The organism is Flexibacter flexilis DSM 6793 (assembly GCF_900112255.1).
GTDB classification, from domain to species: domain Bacteria; phylum Bacteroidota; class Bacteroidia; order Cytophagales; family Flexibacteraceae; genus Flexibacter; species Flexibacter flexilis.
In genome coordinates, this window is record NZ_FOLE01000004.1 from 1 (window position 1) to 22,191 (window position 22,191).

The window sequence follows — 22,191 nt, forward strand, 5'->3', positions numbered from 1 at the left end:
AAAAGGCGAAACGCGCACCGCCAAAGTAATGGTGAAGTAGTAATCTATATTTTATCTTTTAAATACATAAATAAAGCCCATACAGCAAATTGTATGGGCTTTATTTATTGGGCAAATAATTTTTTATTTAATCGAAATAATTAAAATCTCGGACACGGAATCACGTGGTAGCGGCGCGAACCTTTACGTTTGCGATTGCTCGACGGAATTTCAAAACTTACCGAAAGTTCGTGCGAACCCGCCGTTTTGAATCCCAATTGCGAAAGCGTAACATCGTAACTGTAACCCGCCGTAAAATTATCTTGCTGAAAACCAATTAGTAAAGCCACTGCATCTTGGTTATTAGACTTTGCCCCTTCTTTTTTCAAACCTGTTACGCCCCTGTACCACACACCCAAAATCATAGGATTGTAATGCACATACGCCCCCAAATCCAACTGGTCGTATTTGCCTTGCGAACGATACATAAAAGCTGGCGTAATAGTTTTGGAGTCTTCGAGTTGTCGGCTACGCGTGCGACCTCTGCGGCGGCGTGCGCCACCATCGCCCAACGGCAATTTTGCACCACCATGCACCACATATTTGATAGGCAAAGGCGCAGTTCCGTCCACCATCGACTGATTGGGTTGGTTTAGGTGCTTGCCTGCCACACCCAAAAACAATTTACGCGAATACAACATAAAACCCGTGCCAACGTCCATGTAACTCACGCGCCCTGCCGCGCCGCCAAACTGTTCTTGCGTTTGGTCAATGCCGCCGCTAATGTTGCCTTGTCCGTCCAATAATTGGTCGCCAAAAACAAACTGATTGTAGTCCAAAGTGCGTTGCACAAAACCAAATTCTAAGCCCGAACGCAGTTTTACATTGTCCGAAATTTTTAGTTCATACGCATAAATAGCCGTTGCGGACGTGGATTGCAAACGCGTAGAACCCGCCCTATCGTGCAGGAGCAAAAGCCCCACACCGCTATTATAGCTTTTAAACCAATGGTCATAACCCGCCGCAAACGTACTAAACGAAGCAGGCAAACCCGACCATTGATTCCTATAACTGGCCGAAACGCGCGGCAAATGGCTGCTGCCCGCAAACGCAGGATTCAGGTACAACGGCGCGGCGTAAAACTGTGTAAATTGTGGGTCTTGCGCCCAAGCCTCAAGCCCTAAACCCATTAATATTCCGAGTATGAATAATATCTTTTTCATGGTGTTTTTAAATTTTTCTTTTGGGGAAATGAACACAAAATCAAGGCTTTAGCGCAACAGCGTTACATCACCGACTTTGGTTTTCTTGGTTCCGTCCGCGAACGTTACTTCTACCTTATACGCGTACACGTCTTGCGTGCAAAGTTGGCCTCTGTGGTAGCCGTCCCAGCCTTTGGCGGGGTCGTCGCTCTCAAACAGCATTTCTCCCCAACGACTAAAAATTTTCAAGCTATACTTTACTGCTCCGTCCGTGAGTGGCAAAAACACATCATTCAGATTGTCGGGGCTTGGCAAATTGCCGCCACGAGGCGTAAAGGCATTTGGCACCACCAACACGCCGCCAGTCGTAGCCGTTACGGCACTGTCAATGACGGTCGTGTCCGTACAGCCATGTTGCGAAACCATTACCATTCGGATTGTATAAACGCCTTCTTTGGTATAAAGATGACTTGGTTCAAAACCTTCTACGGTGGCCGTACTGTCCCCAAACTCCCAGAAATAGCGTGCTTTAACCGTATCGCCGCGCGAAATATTCAGGGTTTTGAGTAATTTATTTGGCAAAATCACGGTTTTGGGATTCACCCTGAAAGCCGCAATCGGTCGGTCATATACCGTTACGATTTGGCTACGAATCAGCGTATCCACACCCGACGGATTGACAGCCACCAACCGAACCGTATATTTTCCAGCATCGTAATACGTGATTGGCGGCGGATTTTTTAGCTCATAGCGCACGCCGTTGCCAAAATCCCAAAAATAATTTTGTCCAAAACGGCTGGTATTTTGTACCTGAAACACGAACGGCGCACAGCCTGCCGAGTCCCCTATTACCTCAAAATTAGCTTGTGGCGGCACAGGCAACACCGTTACCGAATGGCTTACACTGGTGCTACAACCTTTGTCCGAAACGGCGATAAGCGTAACCGTATAAGTACCGAGCGAGTCGTAACTGTGCGTTTGGTCGGCGGTAGTCGTTACCGTATCGCTTGGCGTGTTGTCGCCATAATTCCAAATGTACGACCAACTACCTGTCGGTGTGGTGGTATTTTGGAACGTAAACGTCGCGTTGCTTTGTAGCAAAGTATCGTTTGGCGCAATCGTAAAGCCTGCTTTCGGCGTTGGATAAACCGTAATTTGCTTACTAACAGAATCTTTACAACCAAAAGCTGTGGTAGCGATAAGTTTCACGGTATAAATTTTGGGTAATGCCGTCGTGTTAGTGTAGGTTTGGGCTGGCACGCCAAAAAATCCGTTAAAAGTATTTCCGTTTCCAAAATCCCATTTCAAGAAACCTTGCGCGATGGTCGGGTATGGCGAAGTATTCGTAAAGTTTACGGTCAAATCGCTGCAACCTGCCGTGTCGGTCATGCTAAAATCTGGCGAGGCTTTCGGGAACACGTTAATTTGTTTGTAAAGCGTATCCGTACAACCCACTGAGTTGTAAGCAATAAGCCTTACGTTAAACACGCCGCTTGTTGTGTATGTGTAACTTACGTTTGTACCCACCAACGCCGAACCCGACACACCAAAATCCCACAAATACTGTACGGCATTGGTCGAAAGGTTTTGGAACGTAACCGTAGTGCCTTCGCACACAGCGTTTACGGTAGCAAAATTCGCCGTAGGCAATGGCCTTACTTTGATGGTTTTTTGTACAAAAGTCGTACAGCTTGGCACGCCTGCCGAAGCAAACGACACTACGCGCATCGTAATGGTGTAAATGCCTGCCGTCGTGTACATTTTGACTGGTGGCGCGTTGAGGTCGGAAGTAGTGGCATCACCAAAATCCCAGAAAAATTGAAAGTTGCCCTGATTGAGTGTATTGTTGGTAATGTGCAACGTATCACCCAAACAAATTGAGTCTTGCGACACGGCAAACGCCGCCTGCGGTTTTGGCGTGATTTTGATAGCAACTTTTGCGGTAGAGTCTGTATTACAGCTACCTATCACTTTCATATACGCGAAATAAGTGCCTGCCGTATTATAAACAAACGTTACGGGCGAAGTCGTGGCTATATTGCCGTTTCCTCCAAAAATTACAAAATTCGGGTTGTTGCCACTCGTTTGGTTGGTAAACGTAACGGGTAGCCCTTCGCAACCTCGCGCCGTGTCTATGCCCAACTTCGCTTTTACGATGCTGTCCGCCCCAATCACAATGTTTTGAGTTGCTATTTTTTCACAAGCCACCGTACCCGCGCCTACATTTTCGGTTACGGTCAGCGAAATAGTGTAGTTGCCCGAATTGGTGTAAACTTTGGGCGGCGGCGGATTTTGGGTGCTGGTCGTACCGTCGCCATAATCCCACAAATACTTGATAGGCAAGCCGCTCGGCGAACTTGAATTGTTAGTAATATAAATCGTGTCGCCTTTGCAAGTGTTGGTTTTATTCACTGCGAAAGCCGCAATTGGTTTGGGTTTTACGTGAATATTTCGGGTAATGGTGTCCTGATTACAGCCATTAACTACCGCCAAACGAACTTTGTAAGTTCCTGCCGCCGTGAAAGTGTGCGCTTGCTGAAAACCACCTGCCGTAGAGGTATTATCACCCCAAAACCACGTCAGGGCGTTGCTCGTACCTTGCGGCTGATTGCTGGTGAGTGTAATCGTGTAAGGCGCACAACCGACACTATCATTTCCCAAAGCAAAAAACGCTTTTACCTCGTTGGCTTTTACTTTAATGGAATCTATGAGCGTATCAGAGCCGCACTCGTTGAGGGCAATGAGTTTAACCACATACGTCGTGTCGTCTTTGCCGCTATACTGAAAGGCGTGTATCACGGTATTTTGTTGCGGCGGATTCACGGGGAAAGTCGTAACCACAGTGCTTGGCGCATCGCCAAACGTCCATTTATACTGCTTCGCTTTGCCGTAAGACGTGTTATAAATGGTTAGCGGAAATCCTGCACAAATTATTTTATCATACGAAAAACCAGCCGTAGGCACAGGGTGCACCGTGATAGAATCGCGTTTTATGGGCGTTCCGCAACTGTTTGGGGTGGTGAGGGTAATGTAATAAGTCGTGTCGCGGTATTTGCTCGGCAAATAAGTAACAGGCGGCGGCACGGCCAACGTAGAAGTAACGCCATTCCCAAAATTCCATTGATACGACGGCTCAAAACCTGTAGTTTGGTTAGTGAATATTACGACTTTAGGCGCACACGAATCACTGGCCGAAACGGGTTTGTTAAATGTAAAATTCGGTACGGCAGGTTCTACGACACGTATCGGCAACGTGAGCGTATCCCAACAGGTTTTTTGCGATTTGGCATAAAGCGTTATGTTTTTAAAACCTGTGCTGGTAAATGTAAATTGGCCGTTGCCGTTGGGCAGACTTGGGCGCAATACACCATCTCCAAAATCCCAGAGATACGTCATGCTGCTGCTACCCGCAGGCACAATGCTTGTGTTCGGGAACGTATAGGCAACGCCTTTGCAATAAATGGCGCGTGGCGTAAGCGTATCGAATCGCGCCACAGGCATCGGATTTACTACGATAGTTTTGGTATGCGTGCTGTCGCAACTGTTGGCCGCACGAAAATTATAACTAATCGTAAATGTTTGGGGCGTAGTGGGTGGCGTTGCACCTACGGCAGTTTTTGGGTCAAAAATACCTGTGCTATTATTGGTAATGCCTGTACCTGACCACGTTCCGCCGCTTGTTGGCGTTACGCCTGCTAAAGTCGAAAGTTGCAGCGGCGCATCAAAATAACAAATTGTATCTTGGTTCGCGCCTGCGTTTACGCTTGGCAAAGGCTTCACGCGCACCGTGATAGAATCTTTCCGCAAACAAAGTCCAGCACCCACGCTATACACGAGTTTGTAAGTTGTGCCGTTCGGGTTACTGGGCGAAGGATTGGCATTGCGTGGCGTAAACACACCTGCAAGGCTTACCGCCGTTCCTGACCACGTGCCACCCGCAGGCGAGAAACTCGGCAATATGAAATTGGCCGCCGCCGTATCCACGCACATTACTAAGTTGTTGCCTGCTTCTACTGTTACGGGTTCTGTAATGTTTACGCTAATGTCTTTGAAACTTTGGCAAGCCGTCGTCCCGTCAGTGAACGTGTAACGGAATGTAAAATTACCCAAAGCATTTGGCACAAAACTACCGTTGGCATTTAGCGTAATGTTAGGCACTGGCGCAGGTGTTGTGATATTTGTCCAAACACCCGTACCGCCAACGGTCGGACTAAAGTTGGCCAATTGCACCGACGTAGCCGTAAGGCTTCGGCAAAACGTAGTATCACGCGCCAACACCACTGGCAACGGGTTGATTTTGATGGTTTTGGTGTGCGTATTGCTACACTGTGGCGCAATGCTATTTTCTGTGTAAGTAAATGTAAGCGTGTAAGTTGTACCTGCAATGCCTTTGCTTGGGTCAAATTCATAAACATTTTGCAGGGCATCAAACGTAAGCAAACCCACAGGCAAACCCACACCCGACCAACTCACTGTTCCGTTAGCTCGTTTATAATCTGATAGCACATATTTTGCTTTATCAATACAAACTTCCGAAGGCGTGCGAGCCGCCAATACGGTATCAGTTATCACGGGCAAAGGTTTTACCCTAATGGTTTTGGTGTCGTGCCTTTCGCAAAGTGGGTCGCTGGGGTTGGTGGTGTATTTTAGTGTAAACACACCCACTCCTGCAACGGCAGGGTCAAAAGTTCCGTTAATATTGGTAATGCCTGTACCTGTCCACTGGCCACCCGCAGGGCTAAAACCTGTGAGGTTAAAAGCCGCATCGCTTACACAAACCGTGTCATTTACACCTGCTTCTACGGTGGTCGGTTCGCTAATGACGACGGTCGCATCTTTGAAACTCACGCAACCATTGTTGTCCGTAAAAGTATAGCGAAGCGTAAAAGTTCCTGTTTCGTTCGGTACAAAAGTGCCGTTCGCGTTTACCGTAATGTTGGGCGTTGGGGTTGGGCTGGTTACGTTTGTCCAAATGCCTGTTCCCCCTGTCGTTGGGCTAAAACTTGGCATCGTAACGGGCGAAGTATTTTTACAAAAATTCGCATTTTGTACTGTTACCACTGGCAACACATTGATAGTAAGCTGCTTGGTTTTGGTCTGAACGCAAAGCGGCGCACTGCCCGTTTCCGTGTAAGTAAACGTAAGCGTGTAAGTTGTGCCTGCAACGCCTTTGCTTGGGTCTATTTCGTACAAATGAGATGTGTTATCAAACGTAAGCAAACCCACAGGCAAGCCAGTTCCCGACCAACTCACTGTTCCGTTTATCTGTTTATAATCGGTAAGCAAATAAGGGGATTTGTCTATACAAACAGCCGTCGGCGTGGCGATGCTGTCGGCGATAGTTGGCAATGGTTTTACAAAAACGCGCATCGTGTCAGAGGCCGAACAACTGCCGCCGCCAATCGTGTAAGTAAGCAAATAACCAGTGCTTGTATTGGCTGGCACGGACGAAGGCGTAAAAATTCCGTTGGAAGCCACGCCGCTACCCGACCAAATGCCGCCCGTTGGCGTGCCCGTAATCGTGAAAGGAGCAGCATCAGCACAAACCGTTTTGTTTGCTCCCGCTTCCGCCGAAGGCGAGCCGATAATTCGCACAATGGTATCTTTTACGGTAATACAATTCGGCGAAGCCGCCGCCGTAAACGTATAACGAATCACGACGTTTTGGGGAGGAATAGCCGCACCCAACGCCACCGACGGATTGATTAAATATTGCCCGCCAGAAAACGTAATGGCCGCAGGGACTGACGGACACGACCAAACGCCCGTACCCACCGCGTTGGCCGTAGGTGTTGGTAAAGGTTCGGTGTTCGGGGTGTTACAAAACGTAAAATTATTTCCTGCAAAACTAATCACAGGCGGAGCAACTACCGTAATGTTGGCCGTGAGTGTATCCGTACAGCCATTGGCATCGGTTACGCCATAACGCACTGCATACGAACCAATTGTATTTGGGGTAAATGAACCTGCTGCCGAAATGCCGCCTTGTCCTTTCCAGCCGCCGCCGTTGGGCGTGGCTTTCATACCAAACGGAACAGTGGACAAACAAACAGTTGTATCGGCAAGTGCATCGCCGCCGATTTTGATAACAGGACGCGGATTTACCAACACTTGTACCGTGTCTTTGCTCACGCAATTAGACAGTTGGTCGGTAGCCGTCAGGACGTACAAATACGTGCCTACCGTGCTGTTGGTGGTTGTGGTTGTCAGGCTGTTAGGACTGGTTACGCCTGCGCCGCCGCCTGTTACTGCCCACGAATACGTTACGTTAGTGGCTGGCGTACCTACCCCCAAATTCACGGTAGTGGCGGGGCAAATTTTTACTTGTTTGGGTTGGCCTGCGGCTGGTCTTGGCGCGGTGCTGGCTTGCGCCACTGGCGGATTAGTAACGATAAAAGGCACGGTAGCGGGTTGCGCCGCCGCTCCGCAACTGTTGGACGGCGTAAGATTCAGGTTATACTGACCCACAGGCAACGTAAAGTTTGGAGTAGTGCCTGTACCCGTGTTGCCTGTCGGGTTGGGCGTGCCATTTGTCCCAATCACAGACCAAGCGTAGGTTTCGCCAGTTTTGGGCGTAGTGGTCGGAGCAATAGCCGTCGCGCCGCAACTGGCGTAATAGCCATTCGGAAACTGTGCGTTAGCGGGTTGCGCAAACGCCGAAAGTCCACCAATGTCGGCGGGTGTTGGGGTTGGTTTGCCTTTGATGGTGATGGTGGCGCAACTTGATGTAGGTGAACCGCAACTATTTGAGGACGTAAGTGTAACGGTATAAGTGCCTGCTTTGGTGAAATTTAAGGTATCTACCGCGCTGCTGCTGTTGGTGCTGTTAAAAGTGAAGCCCGTGCCACCCGAAACCGTCCAAGTAAGATTGCCGCCACCCGTCGAAGTGCTATTGAGTGGCAAAGAAACAGGCAAACAAACGCCTGCGGCTGGGGTCAGGTCGATGGGTGTGCCTGAGCAACTGGTTACGGCGGTCGTGCCGCTCATTCCCGACAAAAAAGATGCTTGCGTCTGAGTGCCGACTGTTACTTGAATAATCGTATCTTTTGCCCCACAACTATTTGTAGCCGTGAGCTTTACGTTATAAACGCCTGCGGCGGTGTAAGTATGGCTTACGGGGTCGGACACCGAAAAAGTTTGTAGCGTGTTGCTTGCGCCAGAGGCTGGGTCGCCAAAGTCCCAATCATACTGGGCGATGGGGTCTAAGTACGTGGTTTGGGCATCGCTGGGGCAAGACGTATTCGTAAAGTTCACGGTACGCGAACCGCCCGACAAACACAAGTTGGCAGGAACAGTAAAGTTTGGTTTTGCTTTAATTTTGGTTCTAAATTCGGACGTGGCCGTTTGGGTGTTACAATTATTTTTAGAAACCAATTTCATAAAGCGGCTAAAACCCGTCGTAACATTGGGCGGCAAGTTGCAGGCCTGCGAAGAGTTAAACTTATAAACGTGTTTGTGAGGCCCTGTGCTGGTGGTTTCCAGTGAGTCGCCATCTGCCCAATACAACGTATAAGAAGTGGCATTTTGGGTGCTGAATGTTACGCGCATCGTATCGCCTTCGCAAAGTGTTACGAGATTGGCGGGAATGATAATCGCGCCCGAAGGGTCTTTTTCGTACACCAATTGTTTGGTAAAAGTGGACGTACAGCCCGACACATTGTCTTTGGCCGTGAGCACGAAGGTATAAACCCCGATGTTGTAGGTATGGAAAATATTGGGCGTGAGGCTGGTCGTTATTTCGTTGGGAGAACCGTCGCCCCAGTTCCAAGTGTAAGTTGTGTTGGGGTCGGCGTTGGAAGTATTTCGGAACTGAAAGTTAAATACGGTTTCCGCATCACTGGCGGCCAAACATCGTCTAAAGTTAGAGGCATTGATACCCTGCGTATTAATATTGATAAGCGGTGTAGCTTTTACGGGAACGCTCACGGGTGCGGCGGTGGTGCTACAACCGTTTTTGGTGGCCGTAACCGTTACGTTATAATTGCCGCTTGTCGCGCCTGTGGGCGTGAAAGCATGGCTTACATTTGTGCCTGTGGCCGTGTTGCTGCTACCCGACGAAGCATCGCCGAAGTTCCAAGTATAAACTGTGGCCGCATCGGGGGCTGTGATGGCAAATGTCGTATTGGCTTGACCGCAAGGGTTGGCAGGATTGAAAGTGAAAACAGGCGCAAGCGGCAAATCATTAACCACAAACGTTTTTTTGATAGAATCTTCGCAAGGTGATGGACTCGTATAGCGGCGCACCAAAACCACCGTTTTCGAGCCTGCCGAAGCGAAGGTGTGTGTAGTGTTACCTACCGCTTCAAACGGACTACCATCGCCCCAACGCCATTCGTAGGTAGGCGAATCGGTGGCAGCAGAGGTAATCGTAAAGGAAATGGCTTGGCCTTTACAAAGTGGCGTTCCCACCGAAAAATCAACTTTGTTACTTGTACCTTTACACGCGCCTTGCGCATATAAACGATTGGTAGCAAAAGAGATAAATAAGATAATTAGCCAGTAAGTTCTTTTCATGTTCTTTAGAAAATTAAAATTTAAGCTGATTGAACAAAATAATCAGTCCAAAAAAATATTCTATTAATTTAATTTTCCGAAAATTACACAGATAATACAGCCCTGACAATCGTACAATTGGCGTATTTCCAAACACTACTTATATTGTATCAAATACATTTAACAACAGCTTTTATACATTGATATTCACGTCATCAAAAAACGCAATATGCTTACAAACATCTGTCCCAAATTGCCGATGCGAAATTTGGATATTACTCAAGATTTTTATGTCAATAAACTGGGATTTGAGAATATTGGCGCGGCTGATTACGAAGGTTATTTAATTCTAAAAAAAGACGATATAGAGATTCATCTTTTTGAATTTCAGGAACTTGACCCAAAAAATAATTACGGACAAGTTTACATTCGCACCACTGACATTGAGACATTGTATCAGTGGTTGGTAGAAAAGCAGATAGCCATTCACCCAAACGGGCGTTTGGCGGCCAAGCCATGGGGGCAAAAAGAGTTTTCGTTGCTCGACCCAGACCATAACCTACTAACCTTTGGGCAGCAGATTTAAGGAATGTTTTTCATAAATATTCAAAACAATTCTTACATACAAAGATTTATATTTTCATAAATCTTTTCTTTCACAATACTAATACGGCCACTTTTCCAAACAGCACTAAGCGTGGAGACGAGCAACCACGACAAAAACAGGGCGAAATCGAAAAGCCATACGAGTAGAACAAAATTAATTTCAATCAGCATGAACGTATTTTTCAGAGCCATAGCATTATTTTTATGCTCCAGCCTCCTTTTCTCTATGTCATCGTGTTTGGTTTCTTCGACTCATACGACAGTTGTCAAAAAGGATTCGGGCAAGCATAAAGGTTGGTACAAAAACAGTAACAATCCGCACCACCCCCACTCTACCAACCCTGGGCATGGAAACAAAAAAGTAAAAGTCAAAATGAAATAACATAATTGATCTTTTTGCATTCTTTATTGTAAAAAAAACAGCTTATTTAAAGCCGACAACATCTATTTTGTCGGCTTTTTTTTATAGTTTTAGGGGAAAAATATTATTGTGCCATGAAAATATTAACCGAAACGACACGCCTTTATTTGCGAGAAATAAACAACACGGATACCGCCGATTTGTTTGAGATGGATTCCGACCCAGCGGTACATTTATATATTGAAAATCAGCCGCTTATTTCTATAGAAGAAATAGAACCCGTGATACGTTCGCTCCAAAAACAATACCAAGACAACGGAATCGCTCGCTGGGCGGTGGTTGAGAAAGCAACCAACGAATGTGTGGGTTGGGCGGGTCTCAAACTTTTTCGGGAGCAAATGAATAACCGCCAAAATTTCTACGAATTGGGCTACCGATTCAAGCAAAAACATTGGGGAAAAGGCTTTGCGACGGAATCTTCCAAAGCGATTTTGGACTACGGATTTGAGCATTTGCCTACCGAAACCATATTTGCCATTACGCATCCGCACAATGCCAATTCTCAAAAAGTGTTGGGCAAATTGGGATTTGCGTATCAAGAAACCTTTGAGTATGAAGGCGAACCGACGTTTTGGTTTGAGCTTACCAAATCACATTGGAAAGAACACAGAAACAATTTATCTTATTGAAAATCAAATGAATATACCAGAAACTATCGAAACTTTTTTGTCGCGATACGATGCGCAAGTCTCCAGTAATGCGCACTTGCTACGTGAGCTGGTTTTGCAAAATTTGCCGCAGGTACAAGAGCAATTAGATGTTTCGGCCAAGATGATTGGGTATTGTTACGGGCAAAAATATTCGGAACTAATTTGTATGCTTATTCCGTCCCAAAAGGGGCTAAAGCTTGGTTTTTATAAGGGCGTAGATTTGCCAGACCCACATCATTTGCTGAAAGGCAACGGCAAAATTTCGCGTTATGTAGAAATAAAAACAGTTGAAGACATTGAAAAAGCGGCACTCCAAACCATGCTCGCCGAAGCCTTAAAAACGTATCACAATCGTAATATTCAATCATAATGCCATGTCAGTACTCAAAAAATTACAATACAAGCAGCAAAAAGAAATAGTAGTACTGAATGCCCCACCAGAATTTAACGCAGTTTTAGAAACGGTCGGCAGCGAGACAGCTATTCATACAGCATTAGAACAATGTCAGCAGCCCGAATTGGCCTTAGTGTTCGTCAAGACGAAAGAGGAAATAAATAACATTGCACCTGCATTGTGTGCCAAACTACAAGACGACCAACTTTTGTGGTTTGCGTACCCAAAAAAATCGTCCCGAAAATACAAATCTACTATCAACCGCGACAAAGGTTGGAGTGTGTTTGGTCAAGCGGGTTTTGAGCCTGTCATGCAAGTAGCTATCGACGCAGATTGGAGTGCTTTGCGTTTCCGAAAAGTCGCTTTTATCAAAACCATGACCCGAAATGCCGACTTTGCCATGAGCGAAGAAGGCAAAGCCAAAACCAAGCCGAAAGATTTGAAATAATCAGTTTTTCTAATCAAATAAAATCTAACAAAATATACTTCTATTATTCTAAAAAAATGGCAACAACTACAATTCAAAGCATCTTAGACATTTTTGAAGGTGCAGACGAGAGAAATTGGCAAAAAGCCAGTAACGCAATGGCTAACAAAGTTTTACTGGACTATACGTCCATGACAGGCGGCGAACCTGCATTGCTCACACCACAAGAAATAACGGCAGCTTGGGCCAATTTTTTACCTGGGTTTGACAAAACACATCATCAGTTAAGCAATTTTCAGCAACAGGCAAACACTGTTACTTTTGATGGAAAAGCCGACCATTATATCAATGATTCGGTTTGGACGGTCATCGGGAACTATTACGCAGAAACCGAAGCAGATGGCAAAGTGAGTTTATTGCGATTTAATTTTAAAACGCAAAGCGGAAATACTGAACTACCCGCCATTGCCACCGCAAACATTCAAAAATCTAAAGTAAATTAATCTCATAAAAAAGTCCGCGAGCGAGAAATTATTCCTGTTCATGGACTTTTTTATTATTATCTTAATTTTTCAAATAACATCATACTATATTTTACAAATAGAAATCTATTTCTCTATTTCTACGACAACCATTCAAATGAAAAAAATAATTAACTACCAATATTTTTTATATTTAAGTCTTTCGTTCGTTTTATTTACAGTAATCGGAACGCTTAGCCATGAGTTTGGGCATATTTTGGTAGCAAAATCACTCGGTTATGAAACTACTTTGCATTACGGAAGTATGAATTATCACGGCAGTGAATTAACGAATAAACTAAACGATATTCATAATAGAAATCTACAATCAATCACCGAAAAGCATCACTTTATAGAGCAAGAATTATATACGAATTTACTTAGAAAATCTCTATATAATTCATTGCTCATCGCTATCGGAGGACCTTTGCAAACAATACTTACAGGTACGATTGGGCTAATTTTGTTATTGTACCAAAATGCCAAAATTCAAGCACACGGAATGAAAATATTCGACTGGTTTTCAGTACTTTTATCTTTATTTTGGTTGAGAGAAATATTCAATCTTTTGGCATCTGTAAGCGCGGGAATCCTTTCGGGGAGTGGCAATTATTTTAGTGGAGATGAATTGCATATTGCTTGGTATTTGCAGGTATGGGAAGGCACTTTTGCTATAGTTTTAGGAATAATGGGTTTGCTCATTTCTTTATTTGTTATTTTTAAAATAATACCCAAACAATGGCAAATAACATTTATTGTAAGTGGATTAGTGGGTGGATCATTGGGGTTTGTTTTATGGATGAAAATCGTAGGACCCATTTTATTGCCTTAATTTGCTTTCTAAAATGTCTTCATACTATATTTCACAAATAAAAATCTATTTTTTCCATATACCATTTTATTCATACATCAAATATATTTTTACTATCCATCTGAAAATCAAAAAAAATGAAACTTTATACAACAGACATATCACATAAAAAACACATAATATTAAAATATACAAATACAATACACACAATTAAAAACAATAGCAATACATTTATTTTTTTAGTATTTTGCCTACATGAAATCTACAGCATCTCTCCTCTATGTTTTTTAGAAAATATAAGCTAGACAATATCAAGTATGAATACGTACAATAATTAGACAATGATTCTTCTCATTTTATTGATTCATATAAGATGAAATATTGTACACAAAGAGGGATTGAGGATATCAATTGGATTATCAATAACCCGTGGATTATTGAAGGAGCAGATGCCGACTTTAATAGTAATCGCTATTATTTTTCTTCCCTTGACAAGTGTTTTTTTATCAAATAATAAAGTTTTATGACTCGAAAAATAATATCATAGGAGTTATGATGATTTGCATTAGAGGAAATAACTTAACAGTTCCGTATGTTTTTTTTGAAGGAAATAATCTACAAATATCTTGCAAATTTTTGATCAATAAAATGATGGATTTAAAATTAAATATGGCAACTATTTTTAATAAAGAATTAGTTTCTATATTTAACCAAATGAAAACATTATTTTTGTTTCATAAAGAAATAAAAAAGCATTATCTTATCTCAAAAAAATTTAATTCAATCAATGATTTATATTTTCAGGATGGAGATTGCGCTTTTTATTAAAATTATTTACAGCAATTAAATCCAATAATATGTAGAAAAAACGAGAAGTAGATAACAAAGCATTCTTCTAATATATCATTATTCATAAAAATTCAAACGCATATTATATTCTTATACCTCATGGAAAACACTATCAATATTCTTATTTACATTCATGCCTTTACAGGTGGATTAGGTCTCATTACGGGGCTTATCAGTATTTTTGTGCAGAAAGGAAGCACTAATCACAAAAAAGCAGGGAAAATTTTCTCTTACGCCATGCTTATTAGTGCGCTTATTTCGCTGGTAGTTGCCCGAATGCCAAACCACGAAAATCTGTTCTTATTCCTTATCGGTGTGTTTACGATTTACATGATATTGGCAGGCAACAGGGCTTTGACGCTAAAAAACAAAACCCAAGCCGACCTCACAGACAAATTGGTTTCTGGAAGTATGCTCATAACCTCAATTGGAATGCTGGCCATTGGTATTTTTGGTATGATACAAAAAATTGATAACAGCATTTTGTACGTCTTTTTTGGAGGATTTGGGGCTTTTATGAGCTTAAAAGATTTTCAGACGTTCCGCACTTTTACGACCCAGAAAAACGCATGGCTTATCAGTCATTTGGGGCGCATGATTGGCGCACTAATTGCTTCTGTTACAGCATTTTTAGTCGCGGGACTCAATATCGGAAGTATATTAGTTTGGATATTGCCAACCATTATCGGGACAGCTTATATTATTTATTGGAGCAGACGATACGCACCAAAGAAAGCCGTTTAGTGTTTGCCTAAAATCATAACACAATTCATTTTCTTCAAAATTTTTATTCCAACATGAAAGCAAATTTTCTACGATTTTCGTTTTTGCTGCTGCTACTTGGCGCATTTGATAGCATGGCGCAAGAAGCCGTAACAGCCGCTCCAAACCCTGAAGCGTTATTTACCAGTCCCGACAAAACACTGCACACCAACAAGCAAGCCGCTTACCACATCATGAAAGATTTGTTGGAGGCCAATCATTGGGAACTGGCCGACCGATACATCGACGAAACCTACATTCAGCACAACCCCAACGCTGCCAATGGCCGCAAAGCTGTAGTCGATTTTTTTACAAATGTGCTAAAAGTACAGCCCTCCCCCATTCCCGACAAGATGAAAACCAAAATTGTGTCGGTGATGGCCGAAGGCGATTTGGTTTCGGTGGCAACCGTCAGAGTAGAAAAAGACGCAAAAGACCCTTCCAAAACTTACACGACTACGTGGTTTGACCAATGGCGATTCAGAAACGGAAAAGCCGTCGAGCATTGGGACTGCGCCCTCAAAATGAATTAGATGTTCCTTTTGCAACAACAAAAAAAACCGCCTTGTAAGGGCGGTTTTTTTTGTTGGGTTACAGCTTATACGCTGCCAGCAAAATGGCCATTTATTAAAATTAGGTATTTTCAACCGTTATTTTAATGACAGCCTGATCGCCGCTATTGTTGACATAAACATCAACTACATCTTCGTTCGTGTTTTTATAACCCCAATCATTTCCAGTATCGGTAAAATCTACCTGACCAATGATGACGTTATTGGTTGCATCTTCGATTTTTATGGAAAATGCTGAATTGGAAAAAAAACAACTACCGCTACCTTTCGCTTCAATATATTGCCCGTTGCCGCTGCTGGGTAGTGATGTAGCAGTTTTAATTTCAACATCATTGAATAATGAAAGATTAGACCCATCTTCTCCTTGATCATACATGCAATTGACATCGATGACGTAGGTTTTTATTGGATTAGCTTGGTCGTTTTGAATACTCATGTAAGCACCGTATCCCATCGTTTTTAGCTTTTAGGTTCTATGACAATCAAGTTTCCAAAGAAGTATTGCCCTTCTGTTTTTCCACTTAATTTATTAATTGAGATGGAAACTTTATAGTTATCAACTTCGGCACTCCACTGCATTTGTCCCCAGTTAGCTGGTTGTGGATCCTCTGGGTTACCCCAGCTATAAGTATTATAAATTGCCTCTGCGCTATCAGTAGATTCTCCAGCCCAAATAGCATTATCTCCACTCCAAGGGATTGAAACTACCGCTTTGATAGGAGTCCCGCCTGCTGGTGTAAAACTAAGAACGTATCCTATAGAGCCATAATCATTTGAATTAATAAACTGAAAATCAGCAGAGTATGCTACTTTTACAGTAGTTTTGTCACCCCATTGATCTACATTATAATTCATTTTTGGAATAGTATTTGTTCCAGAGGCATCAGGTTTTGGCGCAACAGAGCTTTTCCCTGATATTTGAGCATCAATGCTCCAAGTTATATCAACAGGTGTTAGGTTATGAACCTCTACAGTATTTACCATTTTGTGGCCAAGTAGCTCGGCAATCATTGGTATTACAGCAACAGCCCCCAAGCCAGCCGCTTCTGAGACAGCCGAACCCCAGTCAATAGCAAGATATTCTGCGCCTTGATCTGCCAAATCTCCCTCGATTACCTCTGTGTCAGTAGAAGCATCGGACAATGGCTCTTCAGACTCTTCTTCTGGATCTATAGCTGGATCTTCCACACTACTTGCACTTTTCATTTGAGCCGACATTTTAGTAACAAAAGTCCTCATGTTACTATAAACAGGCTTGATTAAATCTGCAAATAATGCTTTGGTCAGCACAATCCCCGCAGGTATGCCAGTCAGGCCAAGCCCAAAAGAGATGTTTCTTGAGACCAAAGAAGTGGTATTTCCAGTTTGAATGGTGGCAATACCAAAAATTGGCGGCGTGTCGCTATCAGCCGTAAAACCATCTCCAGTAGCAGAGGCTCTAAAGAAAGTCCCCATACGCATCGCTACATTGCCATTGGAAGCCATTACAATCGGATTTCCATCAGGGTCTGTGCCATCGGCAAACGGATTGTTGTCTGGAGAAGTGTGATCGCCCACCCAATTCCAAAAATCAGACGTTTTATTCTGATTATCAAAATAGTCTTGGGTCGATTGTCCCCCCTGTTTGGCCTGATTAAGTGAATTGGTGTAGTTGCCTGCATCATCCATAATATTAGGATAGCCAGCTACTAACGGTTGCAAACTAACAGTAACCGCTTTTGGGTCAATAGCATCTGTCGCTATTGGTGATAAAGTTTTCTTAGATTCCATGGTTATTTAAAAGTTAAAATAATGAATATATTAATTGATTTTATTGAAAATCAATGTTTTGGTTCTAAAATTGCCGTTGAGCAATAGAAGTAATTATTGTCAATTGTTTTACCAGAAATGGCATTAAGCGACAGCGTCAGTTGGTAATCATAGACATCCACCACAAAAGATAATGTCTGTGGAGAAGTAGCGTATTTATTAAAAACAGTTTGGCTATTGTCGTTCGTAACCCCAGCCCAAATAATATTGCTACCTTGCCATGGGATGTAAATGAGTATTTTTACGGGAACGTCCTGACTTGGCAATTTGAGCGACATGACATAAGCCAGTGAATCATAATCATTTGAATTAATGAATTGGAAATTGGCTTGATAAGAAAGAACTGTGCTGTCTTGAACGTCGGGGATAGCACTGGTAGTTATCTGAGCGGGGATGGTCGTGTTTGCTTCGCCAGGGAATAAAGAAACCTTTCCCGTGATAATATCATAAGACCATGTAATGTCTTCACTTGTTAGATTTTGAATATACAGTGAATGGTACATTTGGTGTCCTAAAGAAGTCAAAGCCATAGAGAGTGCCATCAGAGAACCTACTCCCGCTGCTTCAAGCATGATATCAGACCAATTGAGTTTAATATATTCCAAGGCTTCATTCTCCACTATTTCTTCTACTGAATTTTGTTCTGCCACCACTTCTTCGGTAGTAGCAGCCGCATCCACAACATTGCCCACAGAAGTAGATTCTGATAAACTCGAAGACATCTTTTGCAAAAATGTCTTTAAGTTGCTGTAAACTGGCTTGACAAAATCAGCTAACAAGCTTTTGGTCAGCGGAATATAGACGGGCAATGATGCCACACGAACAGTAAACGCCATAATCATTGAGGCTGAAGTAGTGGTATTTCCTGTCTGAACTGTAGCAACCCCAATAACAGGGTTATCGTCATCTGTATTTTCGGGAACGGAAAATAAACCTACGATTCGTAGTGCGATATTCCCATCAGAAGCCATGATAATAGGGTTTCCATTCTTATCAACCCCATCGGCAAAATCAATGGAATTATTGGCAACCTTTCCCCAAAAATCGCTTGTTTGGGCTATGCCATAAAAAAATTGCCAAGTATCATCTCCTCCATTTTTACTTTTGTTGAGCGTTTGGACAAAAGCATCATCAACAATGGCAGGTGTACCAAACGTTTTGTTCTCAAGGCTCAACTGGCCGACTGATTGTATTAATTCTTGCGACATAAAATTGTAGTTTTAATTGAATGATAATATTTAGAGTTTTTGTATTCTGAGTGAAACATGGTATTCATCGCCTTGCCCATCAAGCGCATCAATGGCTATTTCGGTTGCAAATCTTTGATTTTCAAATCGTTTTATCTGATTATTGTCAGCAAAACTATTCTGGTTATAAACATCCTCCCATCCATCGAAATCGTCGGGGTTGCATAAGGCTATACTATTATTGCTTATCCAAGGGATCGATATTACGGCGGCAAAATCTTGATTTTCAAATTCATCTTGAGAGAAACCGATTACAAAACCAATTCCAGAAAATCCACTTTTGTTCATGGCGATATAGTCGGCTTGAAACATCACTGGGGTATTGGTTTCGTCGCCCCAAATGTCTTTTACTTTGGACATTTTGGGAATAACACTGTCTTGGGGTGCAGTAGCCATTCCGCCTTCATTCATATATGGAATAGACCAATTCAAATCAATATCCGTTTCATTGGTCACTTCTATATGAAGAATGAATTTCTTTTCTAATAGCTTCACAATAATAGGTACTGCGACTAAAATGGCTAATGCTCCAAAACTAACGGCAGCCATCGACAAATCAACCGCTAATTCGGCTACAACTTCCTCTTCTACCACTATATCTGCGGTTTCTTCTGACACTGTGCTGGCCGTATCTTCGGTGATTGCACTCAGCGTATCGCCTAAGCCCTCAATATCATCTCCTACTTCTGTTTCAAGCCAATTTTCGATAGAACCCTGGACAAACTTTGTTAATCTACTTAATAGTGGTTTGAATAATGCTTGCCAAAGCTGTTGTGTTACGACAATGGTAGGCGGAAGCTCTAACACGGAAATCCCGAAATTGACAATTTTATTAATATTCTCAGGATCTGGTAAGGACAATTGTACTGTCGCTATTCCCTGCACAGGCGTTCCATCATACGCTTGGGTTACTTCTAAATTTTCATTCAAGGTAACATTGATACAAAGCGAAGAAATCCCGTCTGTTGCTGTTGCCTGTAAAGAATTATTGAGGCCTGCATCAATTGTGTAGGCATCTAATCCTTTGTCATTTAGGTATTGCGCCAAATCTGAAAACTTTAACATTGTTTTCAAATAATAAGCAGTTCCGTTTCCCCCAGAGCTGGCATTATCCAAAAGCATCTCAAATGCTTCATTATCCTGAACAGGAAACCCATTAGAGGTTAAATTGCTCAAACTAAATTTAAGCGTGTCATCCGAGCCTATATACTTATTAGGCTTGTTTTTTGTATTTGTATTCATGGCTTTATTTAGAGTTTTAATCTTAGATTATATAGTTATAACTTACTAATAACCAAAACATTACACCTGATTTAGAATATTCAAATGTAATGATAGGAGCTATTCTAACCAAATTTTTTTGAATTATTTTTATTTTTTATTTAAATGTTATATGTCCTATTTTTTAATATTCCACTAATAATATTAAAAAAATAAGTGCGTATGTAATGTTAAAATACAATGAATACTTTTAAAGAAATGTGTTTTATATAAAAGTGAACATTGTTTTGGTGTATGATATTTTTATAAAGCCAAATTTCTATTCAAACGCAATATCTGCAAGCTCAAAATTAATCTTGCCTGATAAGGCACTACGCGTACATTATAATAATTTCATTAGCGAGTTCGGTCTATGCTACATTTTAAAGCACGACGATATAACAATTCCTACAACCACCTTTTTAGCACATAAATACTTCGTTTATTTATTGTTATCTCCAATCATTATTTTTACTATATTTGAAATAGTGATTGTATAGATATGCACAACAAGTACCCAACAGCCAATTTTAACCAATCCAAAACAAGCACACCCACATGAAACAACTGCCTTCCTTGTTCACTGCACTGCTCTTATGCCTAAGTACAACACTAGGCTTTGCACGAGACATAGACGCGGACAAACTCAGGCGTGCCTACGAACAAGAAAGCAATCCCAGAAAAAAGATTTTACTTTTAGATACACTAACCGAACATTTAGAAATGTTTGGTTTTACGGATAGCAGTAGTTTGCAATCCTACCAAGTACTTATCAGACTGGGCAGGCAAGTGGGAGATTCTGTATTGGTGGCGAAAGGTTGGTTTCGGGTGGCATCGCATCATAGCCTTAACAAACAAATTATTTTGTCTAATCAGGCCTGCTACAAAGCACTTAACGCCATGCTCGCGGCCAAAGAGCATCAAGAATATGCCTTAATTTCAGACATTTACACCGTATTGGGCTTTAATTATACGGTGCTAAAAAACGAGAAAAAAGCCTTACAGTTCCATCATTTAGCCCTCGATTTCATTAATAAAACACAAGATTTCCGAAGAAAAGCCGACATCCTGACCAATATCCGTGTATTTTATCGAGAGCAACACAAAGAGGATTCCTTAAAATATTATGCTCGCTTGTCCCTTGACGCTTACAGAAATTCAGCACGCCAAAGCATTGACACCATGTACGAAGTGGGCGGCATCGCATGGGCTTTATTGGATTTGGACAGCACGCAACAGGCTATCCAGTATTTTGAATTGGGTTTGCAGCAAGCCAAGAAACGAGGTGAGCAGCATTCTATCAAAACTTTTTATAAATATTTGGGAAATGCCTACTACAAAATAAACCACTACGCCAAAGCCAAAGATTATTATTTACGCTCCGAGCAAATAAACGATTTGACCAAAAGTGTGATGGTAAACAATAACTTAAGCAAGATTTTTTGGAAAGAAGGCGATTATAAAAACGCGTTCAAACACTACCAACAAGCCAAAGAGATAGAAGAAAAATCCTTTAGTTTGCAGGTAGCACAACAGATTTTTGATGCGGAGTTGCACTACCAAGAGGCATTACAAAAACAAGAACTGCTACAATCCCAAAACGAAACATTGCAGGCACGGCAATTTCTTTTTTTTATGCTTGGATTACTGATTATGAGCCTCATTACAATTGGCCTTTTCTGGCGATTATATTCTCAGAAAAGAGAAAGTGAAATAAAATTAGCAGAGCTAAACAAAGAAATTACGGCACAAAATGAAGAAATCTTGACACAAACCGAGCAACTCAGCGAAACCAACGAGGCACTCACTTCCATCAACGAAAATTTAGACCAACTCGTCAGGGACAGAACCGCCGTCGTAGAGTCTCAAAAAGACCAAATAGAACAGTTTGCCTTTATGAATGCGCACCAAATACGCGGCCCTGTGGCCACCATGCTCGGACTCATTAATATGATAGAAAGCGAAAATATGTTGGCGCAACACAAAGATATTGAGGGCTATCTAAAAACGACGGCCAACAAAATGGACATGATGATACACCAAGTACAAGACCGACTCGACCACAAGGAATGGGAAAAAACCGTTCCGTCCGAACAAATCCTTAAAACGTAAAAAATTGACTGACAAAAATTTCTGGGTTATTATTTGTTTTATTGTTGTCGCATATACTATATTTGCGACAACAAAA

Annotated in this window: 16 protein-coding genes; 10 read left to right on the forward strand and 6 right to left on the reverse strand. The window is 42.4% G+C overall.

Annotated features, from left to right (window positions below):
* Positions 1-140: 140 nt before the first annotated feature.
* Both BM090_RS07740 and BM090_RS07745 read right to left on the reverse strand, forming a co-directional pair.
* Positions 141-1,202 carry a PorP/SprF family type IX secretion system membrane protein gene (locus BM090_RS07740; RefSeq protein ID WP_091510347.1) on the reverse strand — a complete coding sequence of 354 codons (1,062 nt, stop codon included), beginning with the start codon at positions 1,200-1,202 and terminating at the stop codon, positions 141-143.
* Positions 1,203-1,250: 48 nt separating this feature from the next.
* A complete protein-coding gene (locus BM090_RS07745; protein WP_091510353.1) occupies positions 1,251-9,695 on the reverse strand; it encodes a PKD domain-containing protein in 8,445 nt (2,814 codons plus the stop codon).
* Between the two features lie 208 nt (positions 9,696-9,903).
* Between BM090_RS07745 and BM090_RS07750 the strand changes: the two genes are divergently transcribed.
* From BM090_RS07750 to BM090_RS07790, 9 genes are all read left to right on the forward strand, one after another.
* Complete coding sequence (locus tag BM090_RS07750; protein WP_091510360.1) at positions 9,904-10,260, forward strand: bleomycin resistance protein; 357 nt, start codon at positions 9,904-9,906, stop codon at positions 10,258-10,260.
* A gap of 515 nt (positions 10,261-10,775) precedes the next feature.
* Positions 10,776-11,330 (forward strand): GNAT family N-acetyltransferase, encoded by a 555-nt coding sequence (locus tag BM090_RS07755; RefSeq protein WP_091510363.1) that lies wholly within the window; start codon positions 10,776-10,778, stop codon positions 11,328-11,330.
* Between the two features lie 7 nt (positions 11,331-11,337).
* Positions 11,338-11,721, forward strand: a complete 384-nt coding sequence (locus BM090_RS07760) for a DUF1801 domain-containing protein (RefSeq protein ID WP_177199869.1) — start codon at positions 11,338-11,340, stop codon at positions 11,719-11,721.
* Between the two features lie 4 nt (positions 11,722-11,725).
* Positions 11,726-12,193 carry a hypothetical protein gene (locus BM090_RS07765; RefSeq protein ID WP_091510371.1) on the forward strand — a complete coding sequence of 156 codons (468 nt, stop codon included), beginning with the start codon at positions 11,726-11,728 and terminating at the stop codon, positions 12,191-12,193.
* A 56-nt stretch (positions 12,194-12,249) separates the two neighbouring features.
* Positions 12,250-12,675 (forward strand): nuclear transport factor 2 family protein, encoded by a 426-nt coding sequence (locus tag BM090_RS07770; RefSeq protein WP_091510375.1) that lies wholly within the window; start codon positions 12,250-12,252, stop codon positions 12,673-12,675.
* A gap of 136 nt (positions 12,676-12,811) precedes the next feature.
* Complete coding sequence (locus BM090_RS07775; protein WP_091511262.1) at positions 12,812-13,525, forward strand: hypothetical protein; 714 nt, start codon at positions 12,812-12,814, stop codon at positions 13,523-13,525.
* 627 nt (positions 13,526-14,152) lie between these two features.
* On the forward strand, positions 14,153-14,332 hold the full coding sequence (locus BM090_RS18135) for a hypothetical protein (protein ID WP_143083914.1): 180 nt from the start codon (positions 14,153-14,155) through the stop codon (positions 14,330-14,332).
* A 120-nt stretch (positions 14,333-14,452) separates the two neighbouring features.
* Positions 14,453-15,097 carry a DUF2306 domain-containing protein gene (locus tag BM090_RS07785; RefSeq protein WP_091510380.1) on the forward strand — a complete coding sequence of 215 codons (645 nt, stop codon included), beginning with the start codon at positions 14,453-14,455 and terminating at the stop codon, positions 15,095-15,097.
* 53 nt (positions 15,098-15,150) lie between these two features.
* On the forward strand, positions 15,151-15,648 hold the full coding sequence (locus BM090_RS07790) for a nuclear transport factor 2 family protein (RefSeq protein ID WP_091510383.1): 498 nt from the start codon (positions 15,151-15,153) through the stop codon (positions 15,646-15,648).
* 100 nt (positions 15,649-15,748) lie between these two features.
* Here BM090_RS07790 and BM090_RS07795 read toward each other — a convergent pair whose 3' ends face one another.
* From BM090_RS07795 to BM090_RS07810, 4 genes are read right to left on the reverse strand one after another with little or no spacing between them, the layout of a single operon-like run.
* On the reverse strand, positions 15,749-16,141 hold the full coding sequence (locus BM090_RS07795) for a hypothetical protein (RefSeq protein WP_091510386.1): 393 nt from the start codon (positions 16,139-16,141) through the stop codon (positions 15,749-15,751).
* A 5-nt stretch (positions 16,142-16,146) separates the two neighbouring features.
* Entirely contained in the window at positions 16,147-17,457 is a 1,311-nt protein-coding gene (locus BM090_RS07800; protein WP_091510389.1) for a hypothetical protein, read from the reverse strand.
* A 50-nt stretch (positions 17,458-17,507) separates the two neighbouring features.
* Complete coding sequence (locus tag BM090_RS07805; RefSeq protein ID WP_091510392.1) at positions 17,508-18,704, reverse strand: hypothetical protein; 1,197 nt, start codon at positions 18,702-18,704, stop codon at positions 17,508-17,510.
* Positions 18,705-18,734: 30 nt separating this feature from the next.
* Positions 18,735-19,985, reverse strand: a complete 1,251-nt coding sequence (locus BM090_RS07810) for a hypothetical protein (RefSeq protein ID WP_091510395.1) — start codon at positions 19,983-19,985, stop codon at positions 18,735-18,737.
* Positions 19,986-20,561: 576 nt separating this feature from the next.
* Between BM090_RS07810 and BM090_RS07815 the strand changes: the two genes are divergently transcribed.
* Positions 20,562-22,115: a ring-infected erythrocyte surface antigen domain-containing protein gene (locus BM090_RS07815; protein ID WP_091510398.1), complete on the forward strand. Its 1,554-nt coding sequence runs from the start codon at positions 20,562-20,564 to the stop codon at positions 22,113-22,115.
* The last annotated feature ends 76 nt before the right edge of the window (positions 22,116-22,191 follow it).